The organism is Streptomyces sp. NPDC043427, assembly GCF_056436655.1.
This window is the reverse complement of record NZ_JBWKCC010000003.1, coordinates 428,566-454,757: the sequence shown is the minus strand read 5'-3', so window position 1 is coordinate 454,757 and position 26,192 is coordinate 428,566. Positions and strand designations below refer to the sequence as shown.

The following is a 26,192-nucleotide window of genomic DNA, read 5'->3' as shown; positions in this document are numbered from 1 at the left end:
GGCGGCCACGGACAGGGGGCGAACGCGGGTCTGCGACGGACGGTCGATCGCGTCGACGAACGGTTCGACGAACGGTCGTATCCCGCCACTCGCGCACACCGGACGGGTGAGTGGGGGCCCTGAGATTGTTTGCGACAGCGGCCAATATCGTACCTATTTGTGCGTAAATATGACCTCAGTGGGGTGAGGAATGATCGCACGCAGACGACAGGTAGCCCTGGCCCTCACGGCCATCCTGGCCTCGGCCGCCGCCTGCCAGGCCCACCGCCACCAACCGCCCGCGGGGCCCGGGCAGCCGGCCCCGGCCGCCGGCACCGGCGCCTTCACCCTCGTCGCCTCCGGCGACGTCCTGCCGCACAGCTCGATCATCGACCGGGCGGGCTTCGACGCCGGCGGCACGGGCTACGACTTCCGCCCGATGCTCGCCGGGATCCAGCCCGTCGTCTCCCGCGCCGATCTGGCGCTGTGTCACATGGAGACCGTGTACGGCGCGAACGGCGACTACACCGGCTACCCCGTCTTCAAGTCACCGCCCGAAGTGGCCGCCGGCCTCGCCTCGGTCGGCTACGACGGCTGCTCCACCGCCTCCAACCACTCCCTCGACGACGGCGCGGCGGGCATCGTGCGCACCCTGGACACCTTGGACCGCGCGGGCGTGCGCCACGCCGGGACGGCGCGCACGGAGGCCGAGGCCGGCGCCGTCACGCTCCTGAGCGCGGGCTCGGCGCGGGTCGCCCACCTCTCCTACACCTACGACACCAACGGTCTGCCGTTCCCGCCCGGGCAGCCCTGGGCGGTCAACCTGATCGACGAGCAGCGGATCCTCGCCGACGCCCGCGCCGCGCGCCAGGCGGGGGCCGACGTGGTCGTCGTGTCGCTGCACTGGGGCACCGAGTGGCAGGAGGAACCCGACGCCCAGCAGCAGAGCCTCGCCCGACGGCTCACCGCCGCCCGCGCGGACGGCCGCCCCGCCGTCGACCTGATCCTCGGCACCCACGCCCACGTCCCGCAGGCGTACGAGAAGGTCAACGGCACCTGGGTGGTCTACGGGATGGGCGACCAGGTCGCCGGCGAGATGTTCAACCACGAGGGCGTCCAGGATCCCCGCGGCAACCAGTCCACCATCGCCCGCTTCACCTTCGCCCCGCCGAAGAAGCCGGGCGGACGCTGGGAGGTCAGCAAGGCGGAGTTCCTCCCCCAGCTCTTCGACGTCGACGCCGGCCGCGTGGTCGACGTCAACCGGGCCATCGCCCGGGGTGCCGAACTGACCGGTGTCCGCGACCGGATCCGGGAGGTCGTACTCGGCCGGGGCGCCGCGAAGGACGGGCTGGTGATGGGGGAGTAGCGGCCCATGTGACGGTGGCCCGGTAGCGCTACGGCCTCGAGGACGAACCGCAGCGCTACGGCCTTGAGCACGAACCGCAGCGCTACGGCACCGCTACGGCACCACCGTCACCGGCCACCGTCCCGCCTTCACCAGACGGATCGCCACCGAACCGACGATCCGGTGCCCCGCCTGCTCCGAGGCCCCCACCACCACGGCGTCCGCCTTCAGTTCGTCCGCGGCCTTCACCAGGCCGCTGTAGGGGTCGCCGTGGAAGGTGTGGAACTCCCAGCGCACGTCGAACACCCCCTTCACCCGCTCGGTGGCGTCCCGTATCTCCCGCAGAAGGTCCTCGGCGATGGCGTCGGTCGTCCCGGCGACCGGCACCCCGAGCGCCGCGCTCGCCGTCATCGCGGGCTGCACGTACACGGCGGCGAGCAGCGCCCGCTGGCGCCGGGCCAGCCCCGCCGCGTAGGCCGCCGCCCGGTAGGACGAGTCGGAGCCGTCCATGCCGACCACGATGACCTTCGGGCCGTCCGTTCCTAGCTCGAACTGATGTTCGTGATGGTTCGTCACGGCAACGAGCGTATCGGAAACCGCAGGTCCGACCGGAGGCCGGGACCGCTCGATGGGCGGGGGCGCGCCGGTGTTCCTGCAGTCGAGGCCCTGAGCGCCACCGTGGCGGCCCCCGCGGCCGAGGACACTCAGGGCCCGAACGACCGCCTCGCGGCGGCTTCCTCAGCCGGGTGCCGGAGGGCTTCGCGGCCTTCTTCGGCTCCCTCGGCCTGCTCTGCGTCCTGCTCCTGTACCGCTCCAACGCCAAGTACCGCCCCGAGTGGTACCCGCGCTTCCTCTGCCACGGCGAGGCCGCCTCCCTCGCCCGCATCGGCCTCGCCTCCGTCATCGCCGAGGGCTTCGTCTTCGTACCGTCCCTGCGCAAACTCCGGGGAAAGGGGCACTCGAACGGCGTGCGGCGGCCCGCGAGCACCGAGGGCCTGCCGCCGCTGTCGGCGCTCGGCCTCGCCGGAGGGGACGAAACCGGGCCCGACGGGCCGGACGCGGACCTGCCCGAACAGGTCCGCGTCCGGCGCTGCGAACGGGAGCGACTGCGCGCCGCCGGCACCAACCCCTACCCGGTCGGCGTCGCACCTCGCACCCACACCCTCACCGAGGTCCGCGACGGCGAGACCGTGACGGTCGCCGGCCGGATCATTCCAGACCCTCCCGTTCCCGTTGGTACGCCGTCGCTGACCCGCCAGCGGAACTGCGCCGGGCGAGTGGAAACGTGCCGCCGTGCCGGTGTCGGTGAGGTGCGTCGGTCTTCCGTCGGGCCACTGATGAGTCATGAAGAAGGATCAGTTGCTCACGCGGCGCCGGGCGTTGCTCGCCGGCGGTGCCGCTCTGGGGGCGGCCGGTACGGCCGGACTGTTCGCACTGGGCACGACGGGCGGGCCGGCCGGTCCCAAGCCCTCGGCGACGGGCGCCACAGCCTCCGCCGGAGGCGCCACCGCCCCCGCCGGAGGCGCCACCGCCCCCGCCGGAGGCGCCACCGCCCCCGCCGGAGGGGCCACGGCTCCCGCCGGAGGCGCCCCGGTGCGTCGCCTCCCGGCGACCCCCTCCACGTACCGCCTCCAGCCCCTGACCGGATACGGCCAGGCGCGCACCACCCCGCGCCGCCCCCGCGTACGGCGCGAGCCGCTGCTGCGTCTGTCCGGGCGCGGCCGCACCATGGTGCTGACCTTCGACGACGGCCCAGACCCCCGCTACACCCCGGGCATCCTGGACACCCTGCGCGAGTACGACGTCCGCGCGATGTTCTTCGTCTGCGGGGAAATGGCCGCGGACCACAAGGACCTGCTGGCGCGCATGGCCGACGAGGGCCACGTCGTCGGCAACCACACCTGGTCCCACCCCCTGTTGACCAGCCTCACCCGAGGACGCATCCGCTCCGAGATGGAAAGCACCTGCGACGTCATCGAGGACGCGTACGGTGAACGCCCCCAGTGGTTCCGCGCGCCCTACGGAGCCTGGAACCGCGCCGCGTTCCAGCTCGGCGCCGAACTCGGCATGGAACCGCTCGCCTGGACCGTCGACACCCTCGACTGGACCACCCCCGGCACCCGCACCATCATCGACCGGGTCGAGTACGGCGCCGCCCCCGGCGTCGTGGTTCTCTCGCACGACGCCGGGGGCGACCGCTCGCAGAGTGTGCGGGCGCTGCGCGCCTATCTGCCGCAGCTGCTGGACGACGGCTACCACATCGCCGTCCCGCGCCGGCAGTACGCGTAGCGGGACGGTACGGGCCTTCGCCGCCCCGGCCGGGGAACGCCCGGCCGGGGAACGCTCAGCGGACCTCGACCAGGCGGGCGAAGGCGACGACGTTTCCGTCGTAGCCGTTCTGCTTGGAGAAACCGCCGCCGCAGGTGATGACCCGAAGCTCCGGGGTGCCCTTGGAGGCGTAGACGCGGTCGCCGGGGAAATTGTTCTTCGCGAAGACCTCGATGCCGTAGAACTCGAAAACGGCGGTCTTTCCGTCGCCCCGCGCCACCTCGACGCGATGTCCCTTCTTCAGCGCCCCGAGTGCGTAGAACACGGCGGGGCCCTGCACGTTGTCGACGTGTCCGACGATGACCGCGGTCCCCTTTTCGCCGGGCGAGACGGCGCCGGTGAACCAGCCGGCCAGGTTCGGGTCCTGCGCGGGCGGCGCGCCGACCCAGCCGTCCGCGTCCAGGCCGACCGGCGTGACGGGCGCGTCCACCTGGATCGCCGGGATCCGCACCCGCGCGGGCACCGCGTACGGCAGCGCCTGCGGGGTGACGAGGGTGCCCGGCGCGGTACGGCTGTCCGCGGCGGCCGCCGACGCGGGCTGCGGCGGCCCGACATCGAACTCGCCCGAACCATTGCGAATGAGCGCGAGACCAGTCAGCAGAACAAGCGCTATCACGCCCCACGGGGCGCGCTTCCTCCGCCGCTCCTCCTCTTCGGCCACCTCGGACAGCTCGAACGCAGACATTGACATACAAGAACGCTAAGTCTCCCGCACGCGACCGGCGACGGGGACAGATGCGAACGGGTGGCCCACGAGCCCCTCGGTGCGCCATCCGAGTCCTCACTGATCAGAATTTTCTGACGGTCCGTGACCTGCGGTGATATCGCCTTGAATGGTTTTCCGACGGCGTGTCACCTCACCAGGACGGACCATTCCCGAAATGCGGTCGCGAGAAAGGCATCTGAGGGTTTTTTCGGGAGGCGCTTTCTCGCCGATCGACCGGGGACGGGTCCCGGGGCGCCTTCCGCGGAGGTTCACATGCGTACTCCTCGTGCCCTGGCGGTCTCAGCCGTCGCGGTCTCCGTCCTCGGCCTCGCCGCCCCGGCGGCCGTCGCGGACGGCATGGGCAACAGCGGCGCCAACGCCTACGTCAACAGTGGCGGCGACGGCGGCGGAAATGGCTCCGGCGGTAATGGTGGCAACGGCGACAACGGATTCGGCGGCGACGGGAACGGTGTCGGCGGCAACGGCAACGGCTTCGGGGGGAACGGGAACGGGAACGGCGGCAACGGTGGCGGGCACGGCAACGGCAACGGCTTCGGGGGGAACGGGAACGGTGGCGGGCGCGGCGACGGTGACGGCTTCGGGGGGAACGGGAACGGGAACGGTGGCGGGCGCGGCGACGGTAACGGCTTCGGGGGGAACGGCAACGGGAACGGGAACGGTGGCGGGCACGGGGGCGGCAACTCCAACGGAAACGGCAACGGTGGCGGAAACGGCATCGGTGGCAACGGCGGTGGCAACGGCAACAGCGGCATCGTCAGCAACATCGTCGCCATGCCCGGTGTGATCGCCCGGGGTGGTCAGCTGACCGTGACGGTGGACGGATGCCCGGGCGGCGGCACGGCCAACTCCCCGGCGTTCACCTCGCCGGTGAACCTGCGCCGGGTCGACGGCACCAACGGGACCGCGAGCGGAAAGGCGACCATCCGCGACAACGCCAACCCGGGGCCGTACAGCATCACGGTCCACTGCAACGGGCGCTCCCCGCTGACCCGCGACGCGGCCTTCACCGTCCTCGGCGGTGTCCGCGGTGGTCTCGGCGGCAGCAGCTCCAGCGGGGCGACGCCGACCGACATGGCCATCGGCGGTGGGCTCGTGGCCCTGGCCGTCATCGGCGGTGGCGTGTTCTGGATGCGCCGCCGCTCCGAGAAGCGCATCTGAGACAGGTCCCCGCCCCGGATCCCAGAAACGGGACCGGGGCGGAGACCTGCGCGGATGGCTGGGCGCCGAGTCACCTCGATGACCGAAACGCCAAGAAGAGGTCCGCGGCACCGCGGTCCCGGTCGCCCGAACGGGGCAGACGCGCGGGCCGGACGGGGGAACGGCGTTCCCACGGCAGGGGACGGCACGGCGTGGTGCCCGCCCCCGGCCGGATCCCCGGGCGCGTGAGCGCCCGTCAGCCCTTGACGCCCGGGAAGAGCGCCAGGAACGGCTCCGCGGACGCCGTGATGCCGCGGCTGTAGGGCGCGTCGAAGTCCCAGATCAGGAAGAGCAGGAAGGCGATCAGCGCGGAGAACAGCCCGGCGAGGACGAGTTCGCGCGGGGTCCGCCTGATCTGGAGAGCGAGGACCATCCCGATGGTGATCACCGCTCCGGCGAGCAGCCCGAACCACACCACGCCGGGCATGGTCGGCTCGATCGAGTTCGAGCGGGACGTGCGCGCCTGGTCCGCGGCGGCCACCTGGTCGACGAGCGGCTGGTATGCCTGCGCCTCGAAGTCCGTCCGCGGCTCGTAGTCGGTGACGTCCGCGCGGACACGCTCCAGCAGCTCGTCACCGCGCTCGGTGAGACGGCCGTCGTCGGCCATCGTCTGCCACTCGGTGGTGACGACGTGTCCGACATAGGTGTTGACATCATCCCGAATACGGTCACGGGCCTCGACGGGATAGACGCGGACACGCTCCGAGATCTCGTGCAGCGCCTGCGCCTCCGCCTGAACGTGGTCCTGGGCCATGCTGCGCGCCTCCCAGACACCGGCGATGGCCAGGCCCAGGACGATGGCGTACACCACGCCGATCCACATCGTCATGTACTCGATGACGTCCGGCGTCTCGGACGGGTCCTCGTCCTCGCCCACCGAGCGGTGCCTCAGGAAGGTGATGACGACCACCACGGCACACGCGGCGGCCATCGCGAGGGTCAGAACAAGCCATTCCGGCACAGGATTCTCCAGTGATCAGCGCGGACGGAGCGCGGCGACGGCGACCACCGCGGGCACCGTGATGAGCAGGACGTGGGTGAGGGGCGACGTTCCCCCGTGTACCGGCGCCTTGCGCGGCGGGGAGTGGTACTCCGGGTAGCTCACCGGCCGTACGGAAGGACGCGGGGCCGGCTCGGGCGTGGCTGACGGTGTGGGGGTGGGCGTCGGTGTGGGCGTCGGGGGCGGGGCGGGCGGCGGAGTGGGTGCCGGGCGGGGGGCCGCGGGCCGCGGTGCCGGTGGGGGCGGGGGAGGCGGCGGGAGAGGCGGTGGCTCGGGTGCCGGTGTGGGCGTCGGCCTCGGCGGCGGGGGTGTGGACTTGGACGGCGTGGGTGTGGGCGTGGGGCTCGGCGTCGGTGTGGGAGTCGGCGTCGGTGTCGGGCACGGCGGCGGGGGTGTCGGTACCGGGCACGGCGGAGGGGTCGGCCAGGTGTGGCTGCCGGCGACCGCCACCGCCTCGATGCCGTTCGGGCCCGTCGAGGCGGACGCGCAGGCGTCGGCCGACGCGGTGCCCGCCGGTGCGCCCACGAGGATCCACGCCAGTGTCATGAGGGCCAACGCCCTTGTGGCGAAAAGGGATCTGGTCGGTTCGGGTGCATGCACGACGAAGATCATGAGTCCTCGCGCGCGAGCACACGCCCGTGCTGCGGGGAGATTGCCCCGAACGAGGGAAGTTCGGCCCCAGGGGTTTGCCGGCACGGCCTTCCGAGGCTTCTCGCAGACCCTCCGGGAGTCTTCTTCACGGTTCTTGGAAAGAAATTTGTGCCGTCGTTGAACACACCCACCGGTCCCCTGCGTACTCATGACCGTGCGGCGGCGCAGCAGGGCGCTGCAACACCCTTGTGATTTTGGGGAGTTGACGATGAAGACCTCCTGGCGGAGCGCCTCACTCGTGGCGAGCGCCGTGGCCGTGCTGGCGCTGACGACGGCGTGCGGTCAGGAATCCGGCACCGCGTCGAGCCAGAACGTGGGCGCCACGGCCGCGGCCGGCGCCGGCACCGTGGCCGGTACCGGTGACTACGGAAGCGTCGGCGCCGGTGGCGCCGGTACCACCGGCGGAACGGCTGGTTCCACCGCTCCCTCAGCCCCCGCCTCCGTGCCTGACGCGCAGGGTGTCGGGGCCGGCAAGCTGGCCGTCTCCACCAACGCCGAACTCGGCGAGGTGCTGACCGACGGCAACGGCATGACCCTCTACCGATTCGACCAGGACACGGCGGAACCACCGAAGTCCAACTGTGACGGCGACTGCGCGACGGCCTGGCCGCCCGTGCCCGCGGACGACGCGGCCGCCGGCGAGGGCATCGACAAGTCCACGCTCGGCGAGGTCACCCGCGCCGACGGCACCAAGCAGCTGACCATCGGCGGCTGGCCGGCCTACCGTTACGCGAAGGACAAGGCCGCCGGAGACGTCAACGGCCAGGGTGTGGGCGGCAAGTGGTACGCGCTGGCCCCTGACGGCAAGAAGGCCAAGGTCTCCGACCTGCCCGGACTGTCCACCCGTAAGGACCCCAACCTCGGTGAGATCGTCGTCGACAAGAACGGCATGACGGTCTACCGCTTCGTCAAGGACAAGGCATGGCCGAAGCCCGTCTCGGCCTGCACCGGTGCCTGCCTGGACAAGTGGCCGGTCGTCGCACCGGTCGAGGCCAACGACACCGAGGGCGTCCAGAAGAAGGGCCTGATGAGCTTCACCCGGCCCGACAACGGCGCCAAGCAGATGACGGTCAACTGCTCGCCGATCTACACCTTCGCGGGTGACAAGGCCCCCGGCGACATCAACGGTCAGGGCGTCGGCGGTACGTGGTACGCCGTGGCCCCCGACGGAAAGCTGGTCGGCGCTCCGGAGCAGTAGAGATCACCTCCCCAGGGCCGATCCTTTGCCCGCTCCGGTGTGACCGACCCCTGGTCCGCCCCCCTCCGCGCCGCACGGAGGGGGGCGGACCGCTGTCGTGGCCGCCTTGTGCGCACGTGTCCCTTTTTCCTGCCGCTTCTCATGCCGCGTCAATTCGGCACGTGCCGCAGGCAGTGACCGGGAACGGACGGTCAATTTCCGTTTCCACTCGTTCTTTTGGCGGGCGATCAGTAGCCTCTGCTCGAACACCGGATCGCCTAGCGCCTTGGAGAGATAGATGGAGCGTCCCGCCTGGGCCCCACGAAGCATCGACATCTCGGTGCCCAGTGTCTCGCGGATCTACGACTACTACCTGGGCGGTTCGCACAACTTCGAGGTCGACCGGGAAGCCGCCCGCAAGGCCATGGAGTTCATGCCGGGACTTCCGAAGATCATGCAGGCGAACCGGGCGTTCATGCGTCGCGCCGTGCGGTTCGCGGCCGACGAGGGCATCACCCAGTTCCTCGACATCGGCTCGGGCATTCCCACCTTCGGCAACGTCCACGAGGTGGCCCAGGCGGCAAGCCCCGGCGCGCGCGTGGTCTACGTCGACCACGACCCGGTGGCCGTCGCGCACAGCCAGGCGGTCCTCGCGGACAACACCGACGCCGTCGTCGTCGCCGCCGACCTCCGCAAGCCGCAGGAGATCCTCGCCGCCCCCCAGGTTCTCGGCCTGATCGACCTGAATCGGCCAGTGGCGCTGCTTCTCGTTGCCATACTGCACTTCGTGGAAGACGCGGATGACCCGTACGGTGCGGTGGCCGAGCTGCGCGAGGCACTCGCGCCCGGCAGCATGCTGATCCTCACGCATGCCTCGTACGAGGGAATCCCGCTGGCACCCGAGCGTGCCGAGGGCGCGGTGGACGTGTACAAGGGCATTCGCAACCCGCTGATCATGCGCTCGCGTGACGAGATCGCGCGGTTCTTCGAGGGGTACGACATGGTGGAACCGGGACTGGTGTCGCCGCCGCGCTGGCGGCCGGAGACGGCTCCGGAGGACGAGGATCCCTATGCCTTCTCCGGTTTCGCGGGCGTGGGGCGTACCGCGTGACCGCGGAGCCGGACGGGCCGGAGGACAGACTGCGCCGGTTCGCGACGATCTGGAGCCGGGCGGTGTTCCCGGTGACGTCGACCTCGCTGACCCGACCCGAGTTCGAGGAGCGACTCCTGCCGCTCGCCCGCCGCCTGAGCGAGGCGCTGCGGGCCAGGGCGTTCGACGCCGAGGCCGCGAGGGCCGTCGGCGCCGCGCTGGTCGACGCGCACTGCACCGACCCGGACGCCCTCAGCCACAGCCTGGACTGCGTCGACGCCTACCTGGTGCTCTACTGCGGCGAGGACGGCCACCAGGAAGAGCTGCGCACGCGCTGCTCCCGGCTGCAGCACGCCATGGCCGCCGGCTTCGCGCGGGCGCTGCGTGAGCGGACGCTGGCCGAGCAGGAGGCCATCGCCCAGGCCGCGTTGCAGGCGCAGGGCGTGGTCGCGCAGGCACTGCACGCGAGCGAGGCCCGCTTCCGCGCGGTATTCGAGGGCGCCGCCATAGGCATCGGCATCGCCGACCTCGACGGCAACGTCCTCCAGGTCAACGGGGCCCTGATGCGCATGTTCGGCGGCTCCGAGCAGAGCGTGCGCGGCCGCAACGTCCGGGACTGGACGCACACCGAGGACGCCCCCCAGGTCTGGCGGCTCTACGAGGAGCTGGTGCGCGGCGAGCGCGAGCACTACCACGTGGAGAAGGCCTTCTGCCGCCCCGACGGAACGGCCCTGTGGACCAACCTGACGGTCTCCTTGCTGCGCGACGCCGACGGCGAACCCCAGTACCAGCTCGCCCTCATGGAGGACACCACCGAGCGCCGGCTGCTCAACCTCCGGCTGCGCTACGAGGCCACGCACGACGCGCTCACCGGCCTGCCCAACCGCACCCTGTTCTTCGAACGCCTGGAGAAGGTGCTGGGCGCGGGTGAGGGGCAGCGGTTCGGGCTGTGCTATCTCGACCTCGACGGCTTCAAGACGATCAACGACAGCCTCGGCCACGCCGCCGGCGACCGGCTGCTCGTCGAGGTCGCCGACCGGTTGCAGTCCTGCGCCACCGCGCCGGGCGAGATGGTGGCGCGCCTGGGCGGCGACGAGTTCGTGGCGCTGACCACCGGCCCCGAGACCCGGCGCGAGGTCGACGAGCTCGCCGGACGCATCATGAACGCGCTGATCGCCCCCGTCAGCGTGGACGGCCGGGAGCTGACCGTGCGCGGCAGCATCGGCATCGTCGAGGGGGCGGCGGGGGAGCGCAGCGCCGCGGAGGTGCTGCGCAGCGCCGACATCACGATGTACCGGGCCAAGTCCGCGGGCGGCAACCGCTTCGAGCTCGCCGACCCGGAGGCCGACGCCCGCGCCATCACCCGCAACGGGCTCACCACGGCGCTGCCGACCGCCCTGGAGCGGGGCGAGTTCTTCATCGAGTACCAGCCGCTGGTCCACCTCGGCGACGGCAGCGTGCGCGGCGCCGAGGCCCTGGTGCGCTGGCTGCACCCGCAGCACGGGGTCCTCGGTCCCGACCGGTTCATCCCGCTCGCCGAGCACACCGGGCTGATCGTCCCGCTGGGCCGCTGGGTCCTGGAGCAGTCGGTGCGCCAGGCCCGTGAGTGGCGGGAACGGCACGGCGGGAACGCGATCACCGGCCCGCTCCGCGTGAACGTCAACCTCTCTCCCTGCCAGCTCACCCATCCGGGCCTGGTGCAGGACACCGTCGACATCCTGGAGCGCGAGGGCCTCCAGCCGGAGGCGCTCTGCCTGGAGGTCACCGAGTCGGCGCTGATCGGCGCCGACGACGATCTGCTGAAGCCGCTGCGCCGCCTCGCGGAGATGGGCGTCGACATCGCCCTGGACGACTTCGGCACCGGCTACTCCAACCTCGCCAACCTGCGCCGCCTCCCGGTCAGCATCCTCAAGCTGGACCGCTCCTTCACCCAGAGCATGCAGCAGTTCCCGGCCGACCCCGTCGACCTCAAGATCGTCGAGGGGATCGTCTCCCTCGCCCACAGCCTCGACCTCGCGGTCACCGTCGAGGGCGTCGAGACCGGCGCCCAGGCCGAACAACTCCGCATACTGGGCTGCGACACCGCCCAGGGCTGGTACTACGCCCGCCCCGGCCCCCCGGAACGCCTGCACGAGCTGGCCCTGGTGGACGCGACGGGCTGAGGGAGGCGTACCGGGCTCAGGGCGGAACCACCGCCTTGTGCCGCCCCACACGGCTCAGCTCGCCGCCCGCTCCCCGCGCTCGGCCGCCACCGCCACCGCCGCCCGTACCAGAGCCGCCGTGGCCGTGGAGCGGGACTGCTGGGGCCAGACGACGGCCAGGACGGCGGGGGGTGCGTCCCGGACCGGGCGGTAGACCACGCCCGGCCGGGGGTAGCGGCCCGCGACGGAGGCGGGCAGCAGGGCGACGGCCTCGCCCAGACCGACGAGCGTGAGCAATTGCGCGAGGTCATGGCCTTTGGCACGCAACTCGTCGATGTACCGGTGCGCCTCGTCCGGGCGCAGCCCCAGGTCGGCGAGGCTCAGCCCGGCCCGGGCGGCGAGCGGATGGGTCACGGAGAGGGCGGCGACGCGCGGTTCGGCGGCCAGGTTCTCGACGTCGAGGCCGGTGCGTTCGTACGGCTCGTAGACCAGGGCGACGTCGGCCTCGCCCCGGCGCAGCAGGAGGGACTGCTCGCGCCAGGCGCACAGCCGGACGGAGACCGGCACCGCGGCGGGGTCGGCCGCGTACCGCGCGAGGATCGCCTCCAGCAGCCCGCCGTCGCCGTCGGCCTTCACAGTCAGCACCACCTTCGGCCCGTCGTCGGCCGCACGCCGGGCCCGTCGCCCGGCGGCCTCCAGCGCTTCCAGCGCGAACCGGGCCTCGGGCAGCAGGACTTCCCCCGCCGGCGTCAGCGCCACGCTGTGGGTGGTCCGCTCGAAGAGTACGGCCCCCAGCTCCGACTCCAGCTGACGGATCGCCCGCGACAGCGGCGGCGACGAGATGCCGAGCCGCTCGGCGGCACGGGCGAAGTTGAGCTCCTCGGCGACGGCGACGAAGTAACGCAGCGGACGCGACTCCACGGGCCTGCCCTCCGATCGGTGTTGCCCTGAGGGTAACAACAGCGAGCGAACCGGTCCTTCAGTTCCGGCCCTCCTGGCAGCAGGCTCAAGGACATCCCAACAAGCCCTGTTCCAGGAGCAGTTCATGATTGTTGTCACCACCCCGACCGGCCAGATCGGCCGTGAGGTCGTCGCCCGCCTCCTCGACGCCCCTCAGGGCTCCGCACCGGTCCGGGTGATCGTCCGCGACCCCGCAGCGCTCGCCCCGCAGGTGCGCGAGCGCGTGGAGGTCGTCCAGGGCTCGCACGCAGACCCCGCCGTACTGAAGGAGGCCTGCCAGGGCGCCGAGAGGGTGTTCTGGCTGGTACCGCCGCACCCCGGCGCCGACAGCGTCGAAGGACACTTCCAGGCCTTCACCGAGCCGCTGTGCGAGGTCATCGAGGCCCAGGGCCTGGAACGGGCCGTGGCCGTCTCCACGCTGGGCCGTGGTATCGCCAGGAACGCCGGGCTGATCTCCGCGGGGCTGGCGATGGACGAGGCGATCGCCGCCACGGGCGTCCACTACCGGGCCCTGTGCCCGCCGTCACTGATGGAGAACGAGCTCCGCCAGGTGGCCTCGATCCGCGACGCGGGGGTGTTCTCGACGTCCCTCGTTCCTGACCGTGTGCTGCGTCTGTGCGCCACCCGCGACATCGGCGCCACGGCCGCCCGACTGCTCCTCGACGACTCCTGGACCGGGCAGGAGGACGTTCCGCTGGTCAGTCCCGACGCCCTGACCCCCGAGGGCATGGCCGGCGTCCTCTCCGAGGTGCTCGACCGGCCCGTCCGCGTCGAGTTCACCACCACCGCGGAGCTCAGGGAGCGGTGGGTCCGTTTCGGCGCGAGTGAGGCATGGGTGCAGGGTTTCGCCGACATGGTGGACGCCCTGAACGCGCAGGGCTTCTACGGCGCCTCGCAGCCCAGCACCCCCGACACCGCGCCCACAACCTTCCGCCAGTGGTGCGAGGAGGTGTTCAAGCCGGCCGCCCTGCAGCGCTGAGCCGGGGACTCATCGCTCCAGCAGCATCCGCTGCAGCTCCCGCGCCGCCCGCGGCGGTGCCACGTCGCTGCGGTGCGCGAGGGCGATCGTACGGTGCAGACCGGGCCGGGCGAGCGGCGTGACCCGCAGCCCCCGGCCCGACCGGGCGGCCACCATGCGCGGCACGACCGCCACGCCCAGCCCGGACCGCACGAACCCGAGCACCGCGTCCATCTCGCCACCCTCCACCGCGAAGACCGGCTCGAAGCCCTCGGCGCGGCAGGCCGCCACGGTCAGCTCCCGCAGGTCGTAGCCGTGCCGGAACATCACAAGACGCTCGCCTTCCAGATCGGCGACACGCACCGTCCGCCGGCCGTTCCCCGGCTTCGCCGCCTCCGGCGACGACACCACCACCAGGTCCTCCCGCAGCAGCTCCACCGTCGTCAGCGCGGGCGACGGCGTGGGCAGCGGCAGGACCACCAGGGCCAGGTCGAGCGCGCCGCGCGCCAGTTCCCGTACGAGGTCGTGCGAACCGCCCTCCTCGATCAGCAGCCGGATGCCGGGATAGCGGTCGTGGAAGGCGCGCAGCACGTCCGGGAGCAGACCGGTGCACAGGCTGGGCGTGGCGCCCAGCCGCACCCGGCCGCCGCGCAGCTGCACCAGCTCCTGCACCTCGTGCCGCGCGGTCTCCGCGTCCGCCAGGATGCGCCGGGCCAGCGGCAGCAGCGCCTCGCCGGCGTCGGTGAGCGTGATGTTGCCCCGCGCCCGCAGGAACAGGTCCGCCCCGAGCTCCCGCTCCAGCGCCTTGATCTGCTGGGACAGCGACGGCTGGGCGACATGGACGAGGTCCGCGGCCCGGGTGAAGTGCCGGGTCTCGGCGACCGCCACGAAGTACTGGAGCTGCTGGAACTGCATCCCACCAGCATAGGCATTGTCTATGGAATCAAGCCGGACCATGTCTTGGACCGATCAGGGCGGCCGGGCCTAGCGTCTTGAGCCATGGCTCTGGCAACGCGAACGGACCGACGGCCGTCGATGGCGCGCACCGTGTGGGACTCCACCCTCGGCAAGAAGACCGTGATGGCGGTCAGCGGCCTGATCATGCTGCTGTACCTGGTCGCCCACATGATCGGAAACCTGAAGATCTACTTCGGGGCCGGCGAGTTCAACGCGTACGGACACTGGCTGCGCACCGTCGGCGAGCCGTTCATGCACTACGAGTGGACGCTGTGGCTGATCCGCGTCGTGCTGGTGGCCGCCGTCGTCGCGCACGCCGTCTCCGCGTACCAGCTCAGCCGCCGCGACATCAGGGCCCGGCCCAGCAAATACGTGCACAAGAAGCCGCGGGCGAGCTACGCGACCCGCACGATGCGCTGGGGCGGGATCATCCTCGGCCTGTTCATCGTCTGGCACATCCTGGACCTGACCACCGGCACCGTGCACTCCGGCGGCTTCCAGGAGGGCCACCCGTACCAGAACGTCGTGGACACCTTCTCCACCTGGTACGGCAACGTCATCTACATCGTCGCGATGCTCGCGCTCGGCCTGCACATCCGGCACGGCTTCTGGAGTGCCGCCCAGACCCTCGGCGCCGGCAGCCGCACCCGCGACCGTGCGCTCAAGATCGTCGCCAACGTCCTCGCGCTGCTGCTCACGGCCGGGTTCATCGCCGTACCCGTGGGCGTCATGACCGGAGTGGTGAGCTGACATGACCTACACCGACTACACGACCGGTGCACCGGTCGTCGACACCAAGGCCCCCCAGGGCCCCGTCCACGAGCGCTGGGACAAGCGCCGCTTCGAGGCCAAGCTGGTCAACCCCGCCAACCGGCGCAAGCACACGGTCATCGTCGTCGGCACCGGCCTAGCCGGCGGCTCCGCCGGGGCCACCCTCGCCGAACAGGGCTACCACGTCGTCCAGTTCTGCTACCAGGACTCCCCGCGCCGCGCCCACTCGATCGCCGCGCAGGGCGGCATCAACGCCGCGAAGAACTACCGCAACGACGGCGACTCCGTCCACCGGCTGTTCTACGACACCGTCAAGGGCGGCGACTTCCGGGCCCGCGAGTCCAACGTCCACCGCCTCGCGCAGATCTCCGTCGAGATCATCGACCAGTGCGTGGCCCAGGGCGTGCCCTTCGCCCGCGAGTACGGCGGTCTGCTCGACACCCGCTCCTTCGGCGGCGTCCAGGTGTCCCGCACGTTCTACGCCCGCGGTCAGACGGGCCAGCAGCTGCTGCTGGGCGCGTACCAGGCCCTCAGCAGGCAGATCGCCGCCGGCAACGTGGAGATGCACCCGCGGACCGAGATGCTCGACCTGATCGTCGTCGACGGGCGGGCGCGCGGGATCGTCGCGCGGGACCTGATCACGGGGAAGATCGACACGTACTTCGCGGACGCCGTCGTACTGGCGAGTGGCGGCTACGGCAACGTCTTCTACCTGTCGACCAACGCCATGAACTCCAACGCCACCGCCGTCTGGCGGGCACACCGGCGGGGCGCCTACTTCGCCAACCCCTGCTTCACACAGATCCACCCGACCTGCATCCCGCGCACCGGCGACCACCAGTCCAAGCTGACGCTGATGAGCGAGTCGCTGCGCAACGACGGCCGGATCTGGGTGCCCAGGGCCAAGGGCGACGACCGGCCCCCGAACAAGATCCCCGAGGACGAGCGCGACTACTACCTGGAGCGCATCTACCCGTCCTTCGGCAACCTGGTCCCGCGCGACATCGCCTCCCGCGCCGCGAAGAACGTCTGCGACGAGGGCAGGGGAGTGGGGCCCGGCGGGCAGGGGGTCTACCTCGACTTCGCCGACGCCATCGGGCGGATGGGCCGCAAGGCCGTCGAGGCCAAGTACGGCAACCTCTTCGACATGTACCAGCGGATCACCGACGAGGATCCGTACGAGGTGCCGATGCGGATCTATCCCGCCGTGCACTACACGATGGGCGGCCTGTGGGTCGACTACGACCTCCAGACCACCGTCCCCGGCCTGTTCGCCATCGGCGAGGCCAACTTCTCCGACCACGGCGCCAACCGGCTCGGTGCCTCCGCCCTCATGCAGGGCCTCGCCGACGGCTACTTCGTGCTGCCGGCGACCATCAACGACTACCTCGCCCGTAACCCGCACCAGGACCAGGTGACCGACGAACACCCCGTCGTGCAGGAGGTGTTGGCGGAGACCCAGGACCGGCTCAACCTGCTCCTGTCCGTCGACGGCGACCGTACCCCCGACTCCTTCCACCGCGAGGTCGGCGAACTCATGTGGGAGTTCTGCGGCATGGCGCGGACGGACGCCGGACTGCGCAAGGCCCTCGAACGCATCCCGCAGATCCGCGAGGAGTTCTGGCGGCGCATCAAGGTGCCGGGCACCGGTGAGGAGTTCAACCAGTCGCTGGAGAAGGCCAACCGCGTCGTCGACTACCTGGAGCTCGCCGAGCTCATGTGCCTCGACGCCCTGCACCGCGGCGAGTCCTGCGGCGGCCACTTCCGCGAGGAGTCCCAGACGCCGGACGGCGAGGCCGCCCGCAGGGACGAGGAGTTCTCGTACGCGGCCGCCTGGGAGTTCACCGGCACGGGCGAGGCCCCCACCCTGCACAAGGAAGACCTGGTCTTCGAGTACGTCCACCCCACCCAGCGGAGCTACGCATGAAGCTCACCCTGCGCGTCTGGCGGCAGAAGAACGCCGACGCCGACGGCACCATGTCCACGTACGACGTGGACGGCATCTCGCCCGACATGTCGTTCCTGGAGATGCTCGACACGCTCAACGAGGAGCTCATCCTGCGGGGCGAGGACCCGGTGGCCTTCGACCACGACTGCCGGGAGGGGATCTGCGGGGCGTGCTCGCTCGTCATCAACGGCGACGCGCACGGGCCGGAGCGCACCACCACCTGTCAGCTGCACATGCGGTCCTTCAAGGACGGCGACACGATCGATGTGGAGCCGTGGAGGGCGTCGGCGTTTCCGGTGATCAAGGATCTGGTCGTGGACCGGTCGGCCTTCGATCGCATCATCCAGGCCGGTGGGTACATCACCGCGCCGACGGGGGCCGCGCCGGAGGCCCATGCGACGGCGGTGCCGAAGCCGGACGCGGACTTGGCGTTCGAGCATGCGGAGTGCATCGGGTGTGGGGCGTGTGTCGCCGCGTGCCCGAACGGCGCGGCGATGTTGTTCACCTCGGCCAAGGTCAACCATCTGAACGTGTTGCCGCAGGGGGCGCCGGAGCGGGAGACGCGGGTGCTGGACATGGTCGCGCAGATGGACGAGGAAGGGTTCGGGGGGTGCACGTTGGCGGGGGAGTGTGCGACTGCCTGTCCCAAGGGGATTCCCTTGATGTCCATCACCAGCATGAACAAGGAGTGGCTGCGGGCCGCGCGGAAGGTGAAGCGGTAGCGCCGCAGGGAGAGCCGTCGTCTTCGGGTGCGGGTGCGGGTGCGGGTGCCGGTGCAGGTGCCGGTGTGCTGTGGCTTGTCGCGCCCACGCGGCGGAGCCGCATACCGATACAGCCCCGCGCCCCTTTCTCGGCGCTGATCCGCTCCTGGGATTCAACCTCCCCACATCCGCTCTCCTGGCGTCCGTCACGTGCTCGCCAACCAGGGTCGGGAGAAACGAGGGGTACGCCACCGTCCCCGAAGTGGCCCGTCCCTGGAGTGAGCCATGACCGGCGTTTCCACGCTCGACCGTCCCCCGCAGAACGTGGCACCCACCCGCTACACCGTGACCCTGGCCCGTGACGAGGACGACGTGCGGGCCGCTCAGCGGCTGCGGCACGAGGTGTTCGCCGGGGAGATGGGGGCCCTGCTGAACTCCCCGCAGCCGGGCCTCGACGTCGACCCGTTCGACGCCTACTGCGACCACCTGCTCGTACGGGACACCCTGACCGGCCAGGTCGTCGGGACGTACCGGCTGCTGCCGCCGGAGCGGGCCGCGGTGGCCGGGCGGCTCTACTCGGAGAGCGAGTTCGACCTCGCGCCGCTGGACGCGATCCGGCAGGGGCTCGTCGAGGTCGGCCGCTCCTGCGTGCACCCCGACCACCGGGACGGCGCCGTCATCAGCCTGATCTGGGCCGGGATCGCCCGCTACATGGTGGAGCGCGGCCACGAGTGGCTCGCCGGCTGCTGCTCCATCCCCCTCGCCGACGGCGGCGTTCTCGCGGCCGGCACCTGGGACCGCGTACGGGAGAAGTACCTGGCGCCCGAGGAGTACCGCGTACGGCCGCTGCTGCCGTGGGTGCCGGACGAGACGGCCGCCGCTCCCGCGCGCACCGAACTCCCCGCCCTCCTGCGCGGCTACCTCCGCCTCGGTGCCTGGGTGTGCGCCGAGCCCGCGCACGACCCGGACTTCGGGGTCGCCGACCTGTATGTGCTGCTGTCGATGCGCCGGGTCAACTCGCGCTACCTGCGGCACTTCCTCTCTCTCGTGCCGGCCTGATGAGCGTCTGGCTTCCCAGCGCGCCCTGCACCCCGCGGGCGTGCGTGGAGGCGACGGGGTCCGCCGCGGCCGTACCGCGCGCCGTACTGCGGTTCGCGGCGGTCGTGGCGCTGATCCTCGCCGGGGTCGTGCTGTCGCCGATCGGCGGGAGGGCACCGGCCGGGGCGGTGCGCTGGTGGTGCCGGGCGATCGTCCGGGCCGCCGGGGTACGGCTCCGTGTCACCGGCGGCGCCGCGCCCACCGGCGGGCTGCTGCTGGTCGCCAACCACATATCGTGGCTGGACATCCCGTTGCTGGCCGCCGTCCGCCCGGCCCGCATGCTGGCCAAGGCCGAGATCCGGCAGTGGCCCGTGGCGGGGGCGCTGGCCGCGCGCGGCGGCGTGGTGTTCATCGACCGCGACCGGCTGCGCGCGCTCCCCGACACGGTCGCGAGCCTCGCGGGGGCCCTCCGCGCCGGCCAGGCCGTCGCGGTGTTCCCCGAGGGCAGTACCTGGTGCGGGCGCGCCCAGGGCCACTTCCGCCGGGCCGTCTTCCAGGCCGCACTCGACGCGCGGGTCCCGGTCCAGCCGGTGCGCATCCGCTACCGGCTCGCCGGGGGCGCGGCCAGCACGGCACCCGCCTTCGTCGGCGACGACTCGCTCCTCGCCTCGGTGTGGCGGGTGGTCGCGGCGCGGGGCCTCACGGCCGAGGTCCATGTGCCGCCCGCGATCGGGGTGGGCGATTGCGCCGACCGCAGGGCCCTCGCCCGGGCGGCCGAGGCGCGCTCACTGGGCCGGACGCATCAGGCGCAGGTCGTCGCCCCAGTCGTCCAGCACCTCGCCGTGCCCGGCCCGGCGGGCCAACCGCTCGACCGTTGCGAACAGCGCCCGCTGAGCGGTCACGTCGGCCGTCGCCGCGATGTGCTCCAGCGTGCCGAGCAGGTCGGTGGAGTCCCAGTCCGGCAGAGGATGGTGGGTGAGCTCCCAGCGCAGGTACTTGTTGTAGGGGCGGGGACGGCGGTCGAGGGCGAAGAGCAGCTCCAGGAGGAAGCCCAGGCTGTCGGCGGCGTCGAGACGCGCGGCCAGTGACTCCCCGTCCCGGGCGTCCTTGACCGACCGGTAGTGCGCGTTGGCGTACGCGTCCAGCCAGGCGTCCACGGCCCGGAACGCCTCCTCTGCGCCCAGGCGTGCCTTGGCGGAGAGGATCCGGTCGAGTTCCCCGTCGAGCCGGTCGAACACGACCCGCGCCCGGGCGAGGGCGTAGCGCTCGAAGCCCGGCATCCCGGCGGCCCGGAAGTCGGCGAGCGCGACGACCAGCACATCCAGCCGTGGCGAGCGGTGACCGGCGAAACGGGTGAGGTCCGTCTCCGCTCCGTCCGTGACCACGACGTACAGATCGTGGTCGGAGTGGTCGGTGGCCATGCCCTCATGGGCCTGCGATCCCTTGAGCACCACACCGACGACGGCGGGGTCGGACGCGGCCCGTTCGACGAACTCCTGGTAGGTGAGGGGTTGTTGGGCGGCCATGGTGAGATCATGGCAGACCAGGTCCGATGCCGTGAGGGGAGTGCGTGTGAAGGGTGGCCCGGCCGGGGAGGCGGTTCTGGTGACGGGCGGCAGCGGGTTCGTGGCCGCCCATCTGGTGCGGGAGTTGCTGGAGCGCGGCTACCGGGTGCGCACCACCGTCCGCAGCACGGCGAACGCGGCGAAGACGGAGCCGCTGCGGGCGATGGGAGCCACGCACCCCGGTCGGCTGGAGATCTTCGAGGCGGACCTGCTGCGTGAGGGGTCCTTCGACGAGGCGATGAAGGGCTGCGCGGTCGTCTTCCACGTGGCCTCACCGTTCCTCATGCCGGAGAAGATCAAGGACGGCCGGCGGGACGTGGTGGAGCCCGCGCTCCTCGGCACGCGCAACGTGCTCGCGAGCGTGGAGCGGACGGAGACGGTCGGCCGACTGGTCTTCACCTCCACCGTCGGCGCGATCTTCGGCGACTACGCCGACGTGCTGGACATGGACGACCGGGTCCTGTCGGAGAAGTACGTCAACACCACGAGCACCGTCGAGAACAACCCGTACCACTACGCCAAAACGGTCGCGGAGCGAGCCGCGTGGGAGGCGGCGGCGGGCCAGGACCGCTGGAGCATGGTCTCCGTCAACCCGGGCCTGATCCTGGGTCCTTCCCTCACCCCCGCCTCGGACTCGGGCAGCCTCTTCCTCCTGGACGAACTCCTCAAGGGCTACTTCTTCTACGGCGCGCCGGACTTCAGCTTCACCACGGCGGACGTACGCGACGTCGCCCTGGCGCACATCGCGGCGGCGGAGCGAACCGACGCCCACGGCCGTTACATCGTGGCGGCGCAGGAGATGACGTCCTTCCACCAGATGTCCCGCATCCTCCGCAAGCACCACCCCCGCAACCTCCGCCTGCCCCGAACAGCCCTCCCGCACTGGCCCGTTCGCCTCCTCGGCCCCGCCTTCGGACTCACCCAGGACTACATCCGCAAACACCTCGGCATCCGCTTCCGTGTGGACAACTCCCGCAGCATCACGGAACTGGGCCTCACCTACCGCCCGATCGAGGAGACGCTCGTGGACCACTACCGGGCGTGGCGCGGACAGTGAGGGGCGGCCCGCAGGCGTGGCCGGCGGATTTCCCTGACAGGATGGCGCTGACCAGCAATGCCAGAAGGGGGGAAGAGCATGGACGTGCTCGTTCTGTCGTGTGTCCTCGCGCTCGTCATCGGGGGGTGCGTCTGTGTGGTGTGGGCGGAGCGGGGCGGCCCGCGCTGGGTGCGCGCGGTGGCCCTCGTCACCGTCGCCCTCGGCCACCTGGTGAGCGAGGCCTCGAGCAAGCGCCGGACCTCGGGCGGCGACTCGGACGACTGAACCGTCCCGGCGGCTCGCCCCGAGGCGGCGGTCAGCCCTTCGGCCGCGTCTCCCGCCTCAAATACGGCGCCGTTCCGCTCCCCTCCGACTCCGCCACCTCCCTCGGCGGCCCCGCCGCGACGATGCGGCCGCCCGCGGTGCCGCCGCCCGGGCCCAGGTCGATGACCCAGTCGGCGCCGGCGACGACGGACATGTCGTGTTCGACGACGATGACCGTGTGGCCGGTGTCGACCAGGCCGTGCAGCTGGCGCAGCAGGACCTCCACGTCGGCGGGGTGGAGACCGGTCGTGGGTTCGTCGAGGAGGTAGAGGGTGTGGGCGCGGCGACCGCGCTGCAACTCGCTCGCCAGCTTGATGCGCTGGGCCTCGCCGCCGGACAGTTCGGTCGCGGGCTGCCCGAGGCGCAGATAGCCGAGTCCGACGTCGAGCAGGGTGGACAGGCTGCGGGCCACGGCCGGGGTGTCCGCGAAGAACTCCGCGGCCCCTTCCACCGTCAGGTCCAGCACCTGTGCGATGTTCCGTCCCCGGTACGTCACTTCGAGCGTCGCGGGCTCGTAGCGCGCGCCGCCGCAGTCCGGGCACGGTGCGTACGTGCTCGGCAGGAACAGCAGCTCGACGCTGACGAACCCCTCGCCCTGGCAGGTCTCGCAGCGCCCTCCCCCAGAGGGGGCACCCCCAGCCACGTTGAAGGAGAAGCGGCCGACGCCGTAACCCCGCGCCCGTGCCTCGTCGGTGGCCGCGAAGATTCTGCGGACGACGTCGAAGAGGCCGGTGTACGTGGCCAGGTTCGAGCGCGGGGTGCGGCCGATGGGTTTCTGGTCCACCGCCACCAGCCGGCCCACGCCCGCCAGGTCCTGTGTGATTTCGCCGATGAGCGTGGACTTCCCCGAGCCCGAGACACCGGTGACCGCGGTGAACACGCCCAGCGGGAACTCGGCCGTCACCCCGCGCAGGTTGTGCCGGGTGACCGGGCCGACCTTCAACTGACCGCGAGGGGCGCGGACTTGCCGCGCGGGTGCGGGGGAGTGGTCGAACAGGTAGCGGGCCGTCGCGGACTCGGACACGGCGGCCAGGTCCGCCACCGGCCCGCTGTGCAGCACCCGTCCGCCGTGCTCGCCGGCGTGCGGGCCGACGTCCACGAGCCAGTCGGCGGCGCGGACCACGTCCAGGTGATGCTCCACCACGAACACCGAGTTCCCCGCGGCCTTCAGCCGCTCCAGCACCGTGAGCAGCGCCTCGGTGTCCGCCGGGTGCAGTCCGGCGGACGGCTCGTCGAGGACGTACACGACCCCGAAAAGACCGGAGCGCAGCTGGGTCGCCAGGCGCAGCCGCTGCAGCTCGCCCGCCGAGAGGGTGGGGGTGGCCCGGTCGAGGCTGAGGTAGCCGAGGCCCAGCTCGACGACGGGCTCGATCCGGGACCGCAGGTCCTGGGTGAGGACCCGCGACGCCTCGTCCCGTGCCGTCAGGTGTTCGGCCAGCTCCGCCAGCGGCACCGCGGCCAGCTCGGCGATCGTGCGGCCCGCGAAGGTGACCGCCAGCGCCTCGGGCCGCAGCCGGCTGCCGCCGCAGCCCGGACAGGGCGCGCTCGTCAGGAACCGCTCCGCCTTCGCCCGCAGGGTCGGGCTCTTGGAGTCGGAGAACGTCTTCATGACGTACCGGCGGGCGCTCATGTACGTGCCCTGGTACGGCCGTTGGATGCGGTCGGCGTCCCGGACGGGGTGCACGGTGACCACCGGCTGCTCGTCCGTGAACAGGATCCACTCGCGTTCTTCGGCGGGCAGTTCGCGCCACGGGCGGTCCACGTCGTACCCCAGCGCGTCGAGGATGTCGCGCAGGTTCTTGCCCTGCCAGGCGCCCGGCCACGCGGCGATCGCGCCCTCGCGGATCGACAGGGACGGGTCGGGGACGAGCGACTCCTCGGTCGTGCGGTGGACGCGTCCCAGGCCGTGGCAGTCCGGACAGGCCCCGACCGCCGTGTTGGGGGAGAAGGCGTCCGAGTCGAGGCGCCCGGCGCCCGGCGGGTAGTCCCCGGCGCGGGAGAACAGCATCCGCAGCGAGTTCGAGAGGTTGGTGACCGTGCCGACCGAGGAGCGGGACGTCGGAGCCGAGCGCCGCTGCTGGAGGGAGACCGCGGGCGGCAGACCGGTGATCTCGCCGACCTTCGGGGCACCGACCTGGTGAATCAGGCGGCGGGCGTACGGTGCCACCGACTCGAAGTAGCGGCGCTGGGCCTCCGCGTAGATCGTGCCGAACGCCAGCGACGACTTGCCCGAACCGGAGACGCCTGTGAACACGGTCAACGCGTCCCGTGGGAGGTCGACGTCCACGCTCCGCAAGTTGTGTTCGCGGGCGCCTCGCACGCGGACGAACGAGTCGGGTGAGCCGGGCATGAGCGGGATCTCCGTACGGGTCTTCGAGGGGCGGCGGGAACTGCGACGGGACAAATTCCCGAGTCTAGGCGACCGCACTCCGTCACGCCCGGTGACCGGCGCGGCTCTCAGGGCCCGAAGCTCCACACATTGCCCACCGGACGGCCGGGGGCGCCCATGGCGTTCCAGTACCAGGGGTCCCACACGTCTCCGTCGGTCTCCGTCTCCGAGAGCCGTCTGCGCTGTTCGGGAGCGGCCGCGGCCGCGGCCAGTCGGCGCAGGGACTTGGCGGCGTGGCTCGTCGAAGATCGCGAAGTGCGACCGTACGGAGGGGACTGTGCGCCGGGGCACGTCGGCGACGTCGGCGAGCAGCAGAGCGCGCGACGGGCTCGGCGTGAAGCCGGCGGCGGACAGCGCCTCGGCGAGGAGCGGCGCGTCGCGGTCGTGGGCGTACACCTTCCACTCGACCGGTTCGACGCGTGCGGCGAAGTCCTCCTGCTGGCGGCGCACCAGCGGCCCCAGGTCCTCCCCCCCCCGCAACGCTTTGTGGACGACGACCCCGTGGGTGCCGTGGACGCGCGCCACCGGCCCGTCCCGCTCGATGAGCACGCCCAGAGGGCCCCAGGGCTGGTCCGACGACGCGAGACCGGGCAGCCGTTGCTCGTACTGCGACAGCAGTGCTTCGGCGGTCACCCGGTGACGTTCTCCCCGTTCACGATCCCGGCCAGCCGCCGGTAGGAGTCCAGCAGCGCCGTACGGTCGTACGTGCTGGTCGTGACGAGGATCTCCTGTGCGCCCGTGTCCTTCAAGAGCATTTCCAGCTCGTCGGCCACCTGCTCGCCGGTGCCCGCGATGTGGCCGGTCAGGCCGGACTCGTAGAAGCCGCGCTCCTTCGCGGTCATCGGCCGGGCCTCGACCTCCTCGGCGGGCGGCAGCGGCGGGAAGGTGCCGTGGGTGCGCGCATACGCCATCGACCAGGCCTCGGACATCAGGATCCGCCGGGCCGCCTCGGGTGTCTCCGCCACGGCGATGGTGCCGGAGACGACGACGTACGGTTCGCTCGCCCAGGGCGACGGCCGGAACCGCGCGCGATAGGTGTCGATCCCGCGCCGCATCCTCTCCCGGTTGCGGAGGTCGCCGATGACCATCGGCAGGCCCGCGTGGGCCGCGATCGTCGCGCCCTCGCCCATGGCCAGCACGAACGGCGGCACGGCGAGCCCCTCCGCGGGCCGCGCGTGGACACCGGTCGGCGACGTGCCCCGGAACCAGCCCAGCAGTTCCTGGAGTTGCCCCGCGAAGTCCTCGGCGTCGTCCCTGTCGCGCCCCAGGGCTTTGCGCACCCCGTCGGTGAAGCCCACCGAGCGGCCGAGCCCCATGTCGATCCGGCCCGGGAAGAGGGACTCCAGCACGCCGAACTGCTCGGCCACGACCAGCGGTCGGTGGTTGGGCAGCATGACCCCGCCGGTGCCGACCCGGATCGTGCGCGTCGCGCCGGCCACGGCGGCAGCCAGAACGGTCGGCGCCGACCCGGCGACGCCGGGCACGCCGTGGTGCTCCGATACCCAGAAGCGGTGGTAGCCGAGCCGCTCCACCTCCTGCGCGAGCCCCACGGTGTCCCGCAGCGCCTCACCGACCGGATGGCCCTCGCGGGTGCGGGAGCGGTCGAGGACGGAGAAGCGGGCCGAGGCGATCACGGAACTCATACAGGGTTCAACACCGGGGCGGTCGAAGGATTCCTCACGGCGCGATGTTGTGGTCGAGCCGGAACAGGTTCCCGGGGTCGTAGCCCCGCTTCAGGGCCGTCAACCGGGTGCGGTTGTCACGGTGGTCGGCGCCGACACGGTGCTGGTCGTCGCCGTCCCCCCCCCCCCGGTGCAGAACGCGCTGACCGCGCCCATCGCCGCCGAGCACATCGCGTCGTCCAGCAGATCGAGCCCTTCGTGTCATCGGTCAACCGGTCGCCGTGGTCG

General features: G+C 71.7%; 23 protein-coding genes and 2 pseudogenes. 15 read left to right on the top strand and 10 right to left on the bottom strand.

The window, feature by feature from the left end:
* Positions 1 to 190 precede the first annotated feature (190 nt).
* Positions 191 to 1,345 carry a CapA family protein gene (locus AC067M_RS09405; protein ID WP_478696389.1) on the top strand — a complete coding sequence of 385 codons (1,155 nt, stop codon included), beginning with the start codon at positions 191 to 193 and terminating at the stop codon, positions 1,343 to 1,345.
* A 93-nt stretch (positions 1,346 to 1,438) separates the two neighbouring features.
* Here AC067M_RS09405 and AC067M_RS09400 read toward each other — a convergent pair whose 3' ends face one another.
* Positions 1,439 to 1,900 (bottom strand): universal stress protein, encoded by a 462-nt coding sequence (locus AC067M_RS09400; RefSeq protein ID WP_478696388.1) that lies wholly within the window; start codon positions 1,898 to 1,900, stop codon positions 1,439 to 1,441.
* Positions 1,901 to 2,127: 227 nt separating this feature from the next.
* On the opposite strand from AC067M_RS09400, the pseudogene lysS reads away from it, so the two are divergent.
* Both lysS and AC067M_RS09390 read left to right on the top strand, forming a co-directional pair.
* Positions 2,128 to 2,538, top strand: a pseudogene (gene lysS / locus AC067M_RS09395) (bifunctional lysylphosphatidylglycerol synthetase/lysine--tRNA ligase LysX); the annotation flags it as partial.
* A 130-nt stretch (positions 2,539 to 2,668) separates the two neighbouring features.
* A complete protein-coding gene (locus tag AC067M_RS09390; RefSeq protein ID WP_478696387.1) occupies positions 2,669 to 3,613 on the top strand; it encodes a polysaccharide deacetylase family protein in 945 nt (314 codons plus the stop codon).
* Positions 3,614 to 3,668: 55 nt separating this feature from the next.
* On the opposite strand, the gene AC067M_RS09385 is transcribed toward AC067M_RS09390, so the two are convergent.
* Entirely contained in the window at positions 3,669 to 4,337 is a 669-nt protein-coding gene (locus AC067M_RS09385; RefSeq protein ID WP_478696440.1) for a class F sortase, read from the bottom strand.
* A 756-nt stretch (positions 4,338 to 5,093) separates the two neighbouring features.
* Here AC067M_RS09385 and AC067M_RS09380 point away from each other — a divergent pair.
* Positions 5,094 to 5,537: a hypothetical protein gene (locus tag AC067M_RS09380; protein ID WP_478696439.1), complete on the top strand. Its 444-nt coding sequence runs from the start codon at positions 5,094 to 5,096 to the stop codon at positions 5,535 to 5,537.
* A gap of 235 nt (positions 5,538 to 5,772) precedes the next feature.
* On the opposite strand, the gene AC067M_RS09375 is transcribed toward AC067M_RS09380, so the two are convergent.
* Together AC067M_RS09375 and AC067M_RS09370 are read right to left on the bottom strand one after the other, a co-directional pair.
* Positions 5,773 to 6,537, bottom strand: coding sequence for a bestrophin-like domain (locus tag AC067M_RS09375; RefSeq protein WP_478696386.1), 765 nt, complete (start codon positions 6,535 to 6,537; stop codon positions 5,773 to 5,775).
* 15 nt (positions 6,538 to 6,552) lie between these two features.
* The gene (locus AC067M_RS09370) at positions 6,553 to 6,681 is read right to left on the bottom strand and encodes a hypothetical protein (RefSeq protein WP_478696385.1); all 129 of its coding nucleotides are present in this window, start codon (positions 6,679 to 6,681) and stop codon (positions 6,553 to 6,555) included.
* Positions 6,682 to 7,435: 754 nt separating this feature from the next.
* Between AC067M_RS09370 and AC067M_RS09365 the strand changes: the two genes are divergently transcribed.
* The 3 genes from AC067M_RS09365 (at position 7,436) to AC067M_RS09355 (ending at position 11,656) form a co-directional block, all read left to right on the top strand.
* The gene (locus AC067M_RS09365) at positions 7,436 to 8,425 is read left to right on the top strand and encodes an SCO0930 family lipoprotein (RefSeq protein WP_478696384.1); all 990 of its coding nucleotides are present in this window, start codon (positions 7,436 to 7,438) and stop codon (positions 8,423 to 8,425) included.
* Between the two features lie 277 nt (positions 8,426 to 8,702).
* Entirely contained in the window at positions 8,703 to 9,515 is an 813-nt protein-coding gene (locus AC067M_RS09360) for an SAM-dependent methyltransferase (protein ID WP_478696383.1), read from the top strand.
* Complete coding sequence (locus AC067M_RS09355; RefSeq protein ID WP_478696382.1) at positions 9,512 to 11,656, top strand: putative bifunctional diguanylate cyclase/phosphodiesterase; 2,145 nt, start codon at positions 9,512 to 9,514, stop codon at positions 11,654 to 11,656. Before AC067M_RS09360 ends, AC067M_RS09355 begins: the two co-directional genes overlap by 4 nt.
* A 54-nt stretch (positions 11,657 to 11,710) precedes the next feature.
* Here the strand turns inward: AC067M_RS09355 and AC067M_RS09350 are convergent, their stop codons facing one another.
* Entirely contained in the window at positions 11,711 to 12,556 is an 846-nt protein-coding gene (locus AC067M_RS09350) for a LysR family transcriptional regulator (RefSeq protein WP_478696381.1), read from the bottom strand.
* Positions 12,557 to 12,680: 124 nt separating this feature from the next.
* On the opposite strand from AC067M_RS09350, the gene AC067M_RS09345 reads away from it, so the two are divergent.
* Positions 12,681 to 13,574 carry an NAD(P)H-binding protein gene (locus tag AC067M_RS09345; protein ID WP_478696380.1) on the top strand — a complete coding sequence of 298 codons (894 nt, stop codon included), beginning with the start codon at positions 12,681 to 12,683 and terminating at the stop codon, positions 13,572 to 13,574.
* 9 nt (positions 13,575 to 13,583) lie between these two features.
* On the opposite strand, the gene AC067M_RS09340 is transcribed toward AC067M_RS09345, so the two are convergent.
* Positions 13,584 to 14,468, bottom strand: a complete 885-nt coding sequence (locus AC067M_RS09340; protein WP_478696379.1) for a LysR family transcriptional regulator — start codon at positions 14,466 to 14,468, stop codon at positions 13,584 to 13,586.
* Positions 14,469 to 14,588: 120 nt separating this feature from the next.
* On the opposite strand from AC067M_RS09340, the gene AC067M_RS09335 reads away from it, so the two are divergent.
* From AC067M_RS09335 to AC067M_RS09315, 5 genes and pseudogenes are all read left to right on the top strand, one after another.
* Positions 14,589 to 15,260, top strand: a complete 672-nt coding sequence (locus tag AC067M_RS09335; protein ID WP_478696378.1) for a succinate dehydrogenase — start codon at positions 14,589 to 14,591, stop codon at positions 15,258 to 15,260.
* Position 15,261: 1 nt separating this feature from the next.
* Positions 15,262 to 17,208, top strand: coding sequence for a fumarate reductase/succinate dehydrogenase flavoprotein subunit (locus AC067M_RS09330; protein ID WP_478696377.1), 1,947 nt, complete (start codon positions 15,262 to 15,264; stop codon positions 17,206 to 17,208).
* Positions 17,205 to 17,951 carry a succinate dehydrogenase/fumarate reductase iron-sulfur subunit gene (locus AC067M_RS09325; protein ID WP_478696376.1) on the top strand — a complete coding sequence of 249 codons (747 nt, stop codon included), beginning with the start codon at positions 17,205 to 17,207 and terminating at the stop codon, positions 17,949 to 17,951. Before AC067M_RS09330 ends, AC067M_RS09325 begins: the two co-directional genes overlap by 4 nt.
* A 264-nt stretch (positions 17,952 to 18,215) precedes the next feature.
* Complete coding sequence (locus AC067M_RS09320) at positions 18,216 to 18,989, top strand: GNAT family N-acetyltransferase (RefSeq protein WP_478696375.1); 774 nt, start codon at positions 18,216 to 18,218, stop codon at positions 18,987 to 18,989.
* Positions 18,989 to 19,747: pseudogene (locus tag AC067M_RS09315) on the top strand (lysophospholipid acyltransferase family protein); the annotation flags it as partial. The gene AC067M_RS09320 and the pseudogene AC067M_RS09315, both read left to right, overlap by 1 nt.
* A 6-nt stretch (positions 19,748 to 19,753) precedes the next feature.
* Here AC067M_RS09315 and AC067M_RS09310 read toward each other — a convergent pair.
* Complete coding sequence (locus AC067M_RS09310) at positions 19,754 to 20,494, bottom strand: hypothetical protein (protein ID WP_478696374.1); 741 nt, start codon at positions 20,492 to 20,494, stop codon at positions 19,754 to 19,756.
* A gap of 46 nt (positions 20,495 to 20,540) precedes the next feature.
* Between AC067M_RS09310 and AC067M_RS09305 the strand changes: the two genes are divergently transcribed.
* Positions 20,541 to 21,590, top strand: a complete 1,050-nt coding sequence (locus tag AC067M_RS09305; RefSeq protein ID WP_478696438.1) for an NAD-dependent epimerase/dehydratase family protein — start codon at positions 20,541 to 20,543, stop codon at positions 21,588 to 21,590.
* A 78-nt stretch (positions 21,591 to 21,668) separates the two neighbouring features.
* Complete coding sequence (locus AC067M_RS09300) at positions 21,669 to 21,854, top strand: hypothetical protein (RefSeq protein ID WP_478696373.1); 186 nt, start codon at positions 21,669 to 21,671, stop codon at positions 21,852 to 21,854.
* A gap of 31 nt (positions 21,855 to 21,885) precedes the next feature.
* On the opposite strand, the gene AC067M_RS09295 is transcribed toward AC067M_RS09300, so the two are convergent.
* The 3 genes from AC067M_RS09295 to AC067M_RS09285 all read right to left on the bottom strand — a co-directional run bounded on the left by AC067M_RS09295 (position 21,886) and on the right by AC067M_RS09285 (position 26,169).
* Positions 21,886 to 24,243 (bottom strand): ATP-binding cassette domain-containing protein, encoded by a 2,358-nt coding sequence (locus AC067M_RS09295; RefSeq protein ID WP_478696437.1) that lies wholly within the window; start codon positions 24,241 to 24,243, stop codon positions 21,886 to 21,888.
* A 668-nt stretch (positions 24,244 to 24,911) separates the two neighbouring features.
* A complete protein-coding gene (locus tag AC067M_RS09290; protein ID WP_478696372.1) occupies positions 24,912 to 25,925 on the bottom strand; it encodes an LLM class flavin-dependent oxidoreductase in 1,014 nt (337 codons plus the stop codon).
* Positions 25,926 to 25,959: 34 nt separating this feature from the next.
* Positions 25,960 to 26,169 (bottom strand): BBE domain-containing protein, encoded by a 210-nt coding sequence (locus AC067M_RS09285; protein ID WP_478696371.1) that lies wholly within the window; start codon positions 26,167 to 26,169, stop codon positions 25,960 to 25,962.
* Positions 26,170 to 26,192 lie beyond the last annotated feature (23 nt).

Bases quoted from the DNA above. Each gene is read 5' to 3' on its own strand.
- AC067M_RS09290 (WP_478696372.1), bottom strand. From the start codon at position 25,925: ATGAGTTCCGTGATCGCCTCGGCCCGCTTCTCCGTCCTCGACCGCTCC.
- AC067M_RS09365 (WP_478696384.1), top strand. From the start codon at position 7,436: ATGAAGACCTCCTGGCGGAGCGCCTCACTCGTGGCGAGCGCCGTGGCC.
- AC067M_RS09335 (WP_478696378.1), top strand. From the start codon at position 14,589: ATGGCGCGCACCGTGTGGGACTCCACCCTCGGCAAGAAGACCGTGATG.
- AC067M_RS09340 (WP_478696379.1), bottom strand. From the start codon at position 14,468: ATGCAGTTCCAGCAGCTCCAGTACTTCGTGGCGGTCGCCGAGACCCGG.
- AC067M_RS09390 (WP_478696387.1), top strand. From the start codon at position 2,669: ATGAAGAAGGATCAGTTGCTCACGCGGCGCCGGGCGTTGCTCGCCGGC.
- AC067M_RS09295 (WP_478696437.1), bottom strand. From the start codon at position 24,243: ATGCCCGGCTCACCCGACTCGTTCGTCCGCGTGCGAGGCGCCCGCGAA.
- AC067M_RS09330 (WP_478696377.1), top strand. From the start codon at position 15,262: ATGACCTACACCGACTACACGACCGGTGCACCGGTCGTCGACACCAAG.
- AC067M_RS09285 (WP_478696371.1), bottom strand. From the start codon at position 26,169: ATGACACGAAGGGCTCGATCTGCTGGACGACGCGATGTGCTCGGCGGC.
- AC067M_RS09300 (WP_478696373.1), top strand. From the start codon at position 21,669: ATGGACGTGCTCGTTCTGTCGTGTGTCCTCGCGCTCGTCATCGGGGGG.
- AC067M_RS09345 (WP_478696380.1), top strand. From the start codon at position 12,681: ATGATTGTTGTCACCACCCCGACCGGCCAGATCGGCCGTGAGGTCGTC.
- AC067M_RS09385 (WP_478696440.1), bottom strand. From the start codon at position 4,337: ATGTCTGCGTTCGAGCTGTCCGAGGTGGCCGAAGAGGAGGAGCGGCGG.
- AC067M_RS09320 (WP_478696375.1), top strand. From the start codon at position 18,216: ATGACCGGCGTTTCCACGCTCGACCGTCCCCCGCAGAACGTGGCACCC.
- AC067M_RS09405 (WP_478696389.1), top strand. From the start codon at position 191: ATGATCGCACGCAGACGACAGGTAGCCCTGGCCCTCACGGCCATCCTG.
- AC067M_RS09310 (WP_478696374.1), bottom strand. From the start codon at position 20,494: ATGGCCGCCCAACAACCCCTCACCTACCAGGAGTTCGTCGAACGGGCC.
- AC067M_RS09360 (WP_478696383.1), top strand. From the start codon at position 8,703: ATGGAGCGTCCCGCCTGGGCCCCACGAAGCATCGACATCTCGGTGCCC.
- AC067M_RS09325 (WP_478696376.1), top strand. From the start codon at position 17,205: ATGAAGCTCACCCTGCGCGTCTGGCGGCAGAAGAACGCCGACGCCGAC.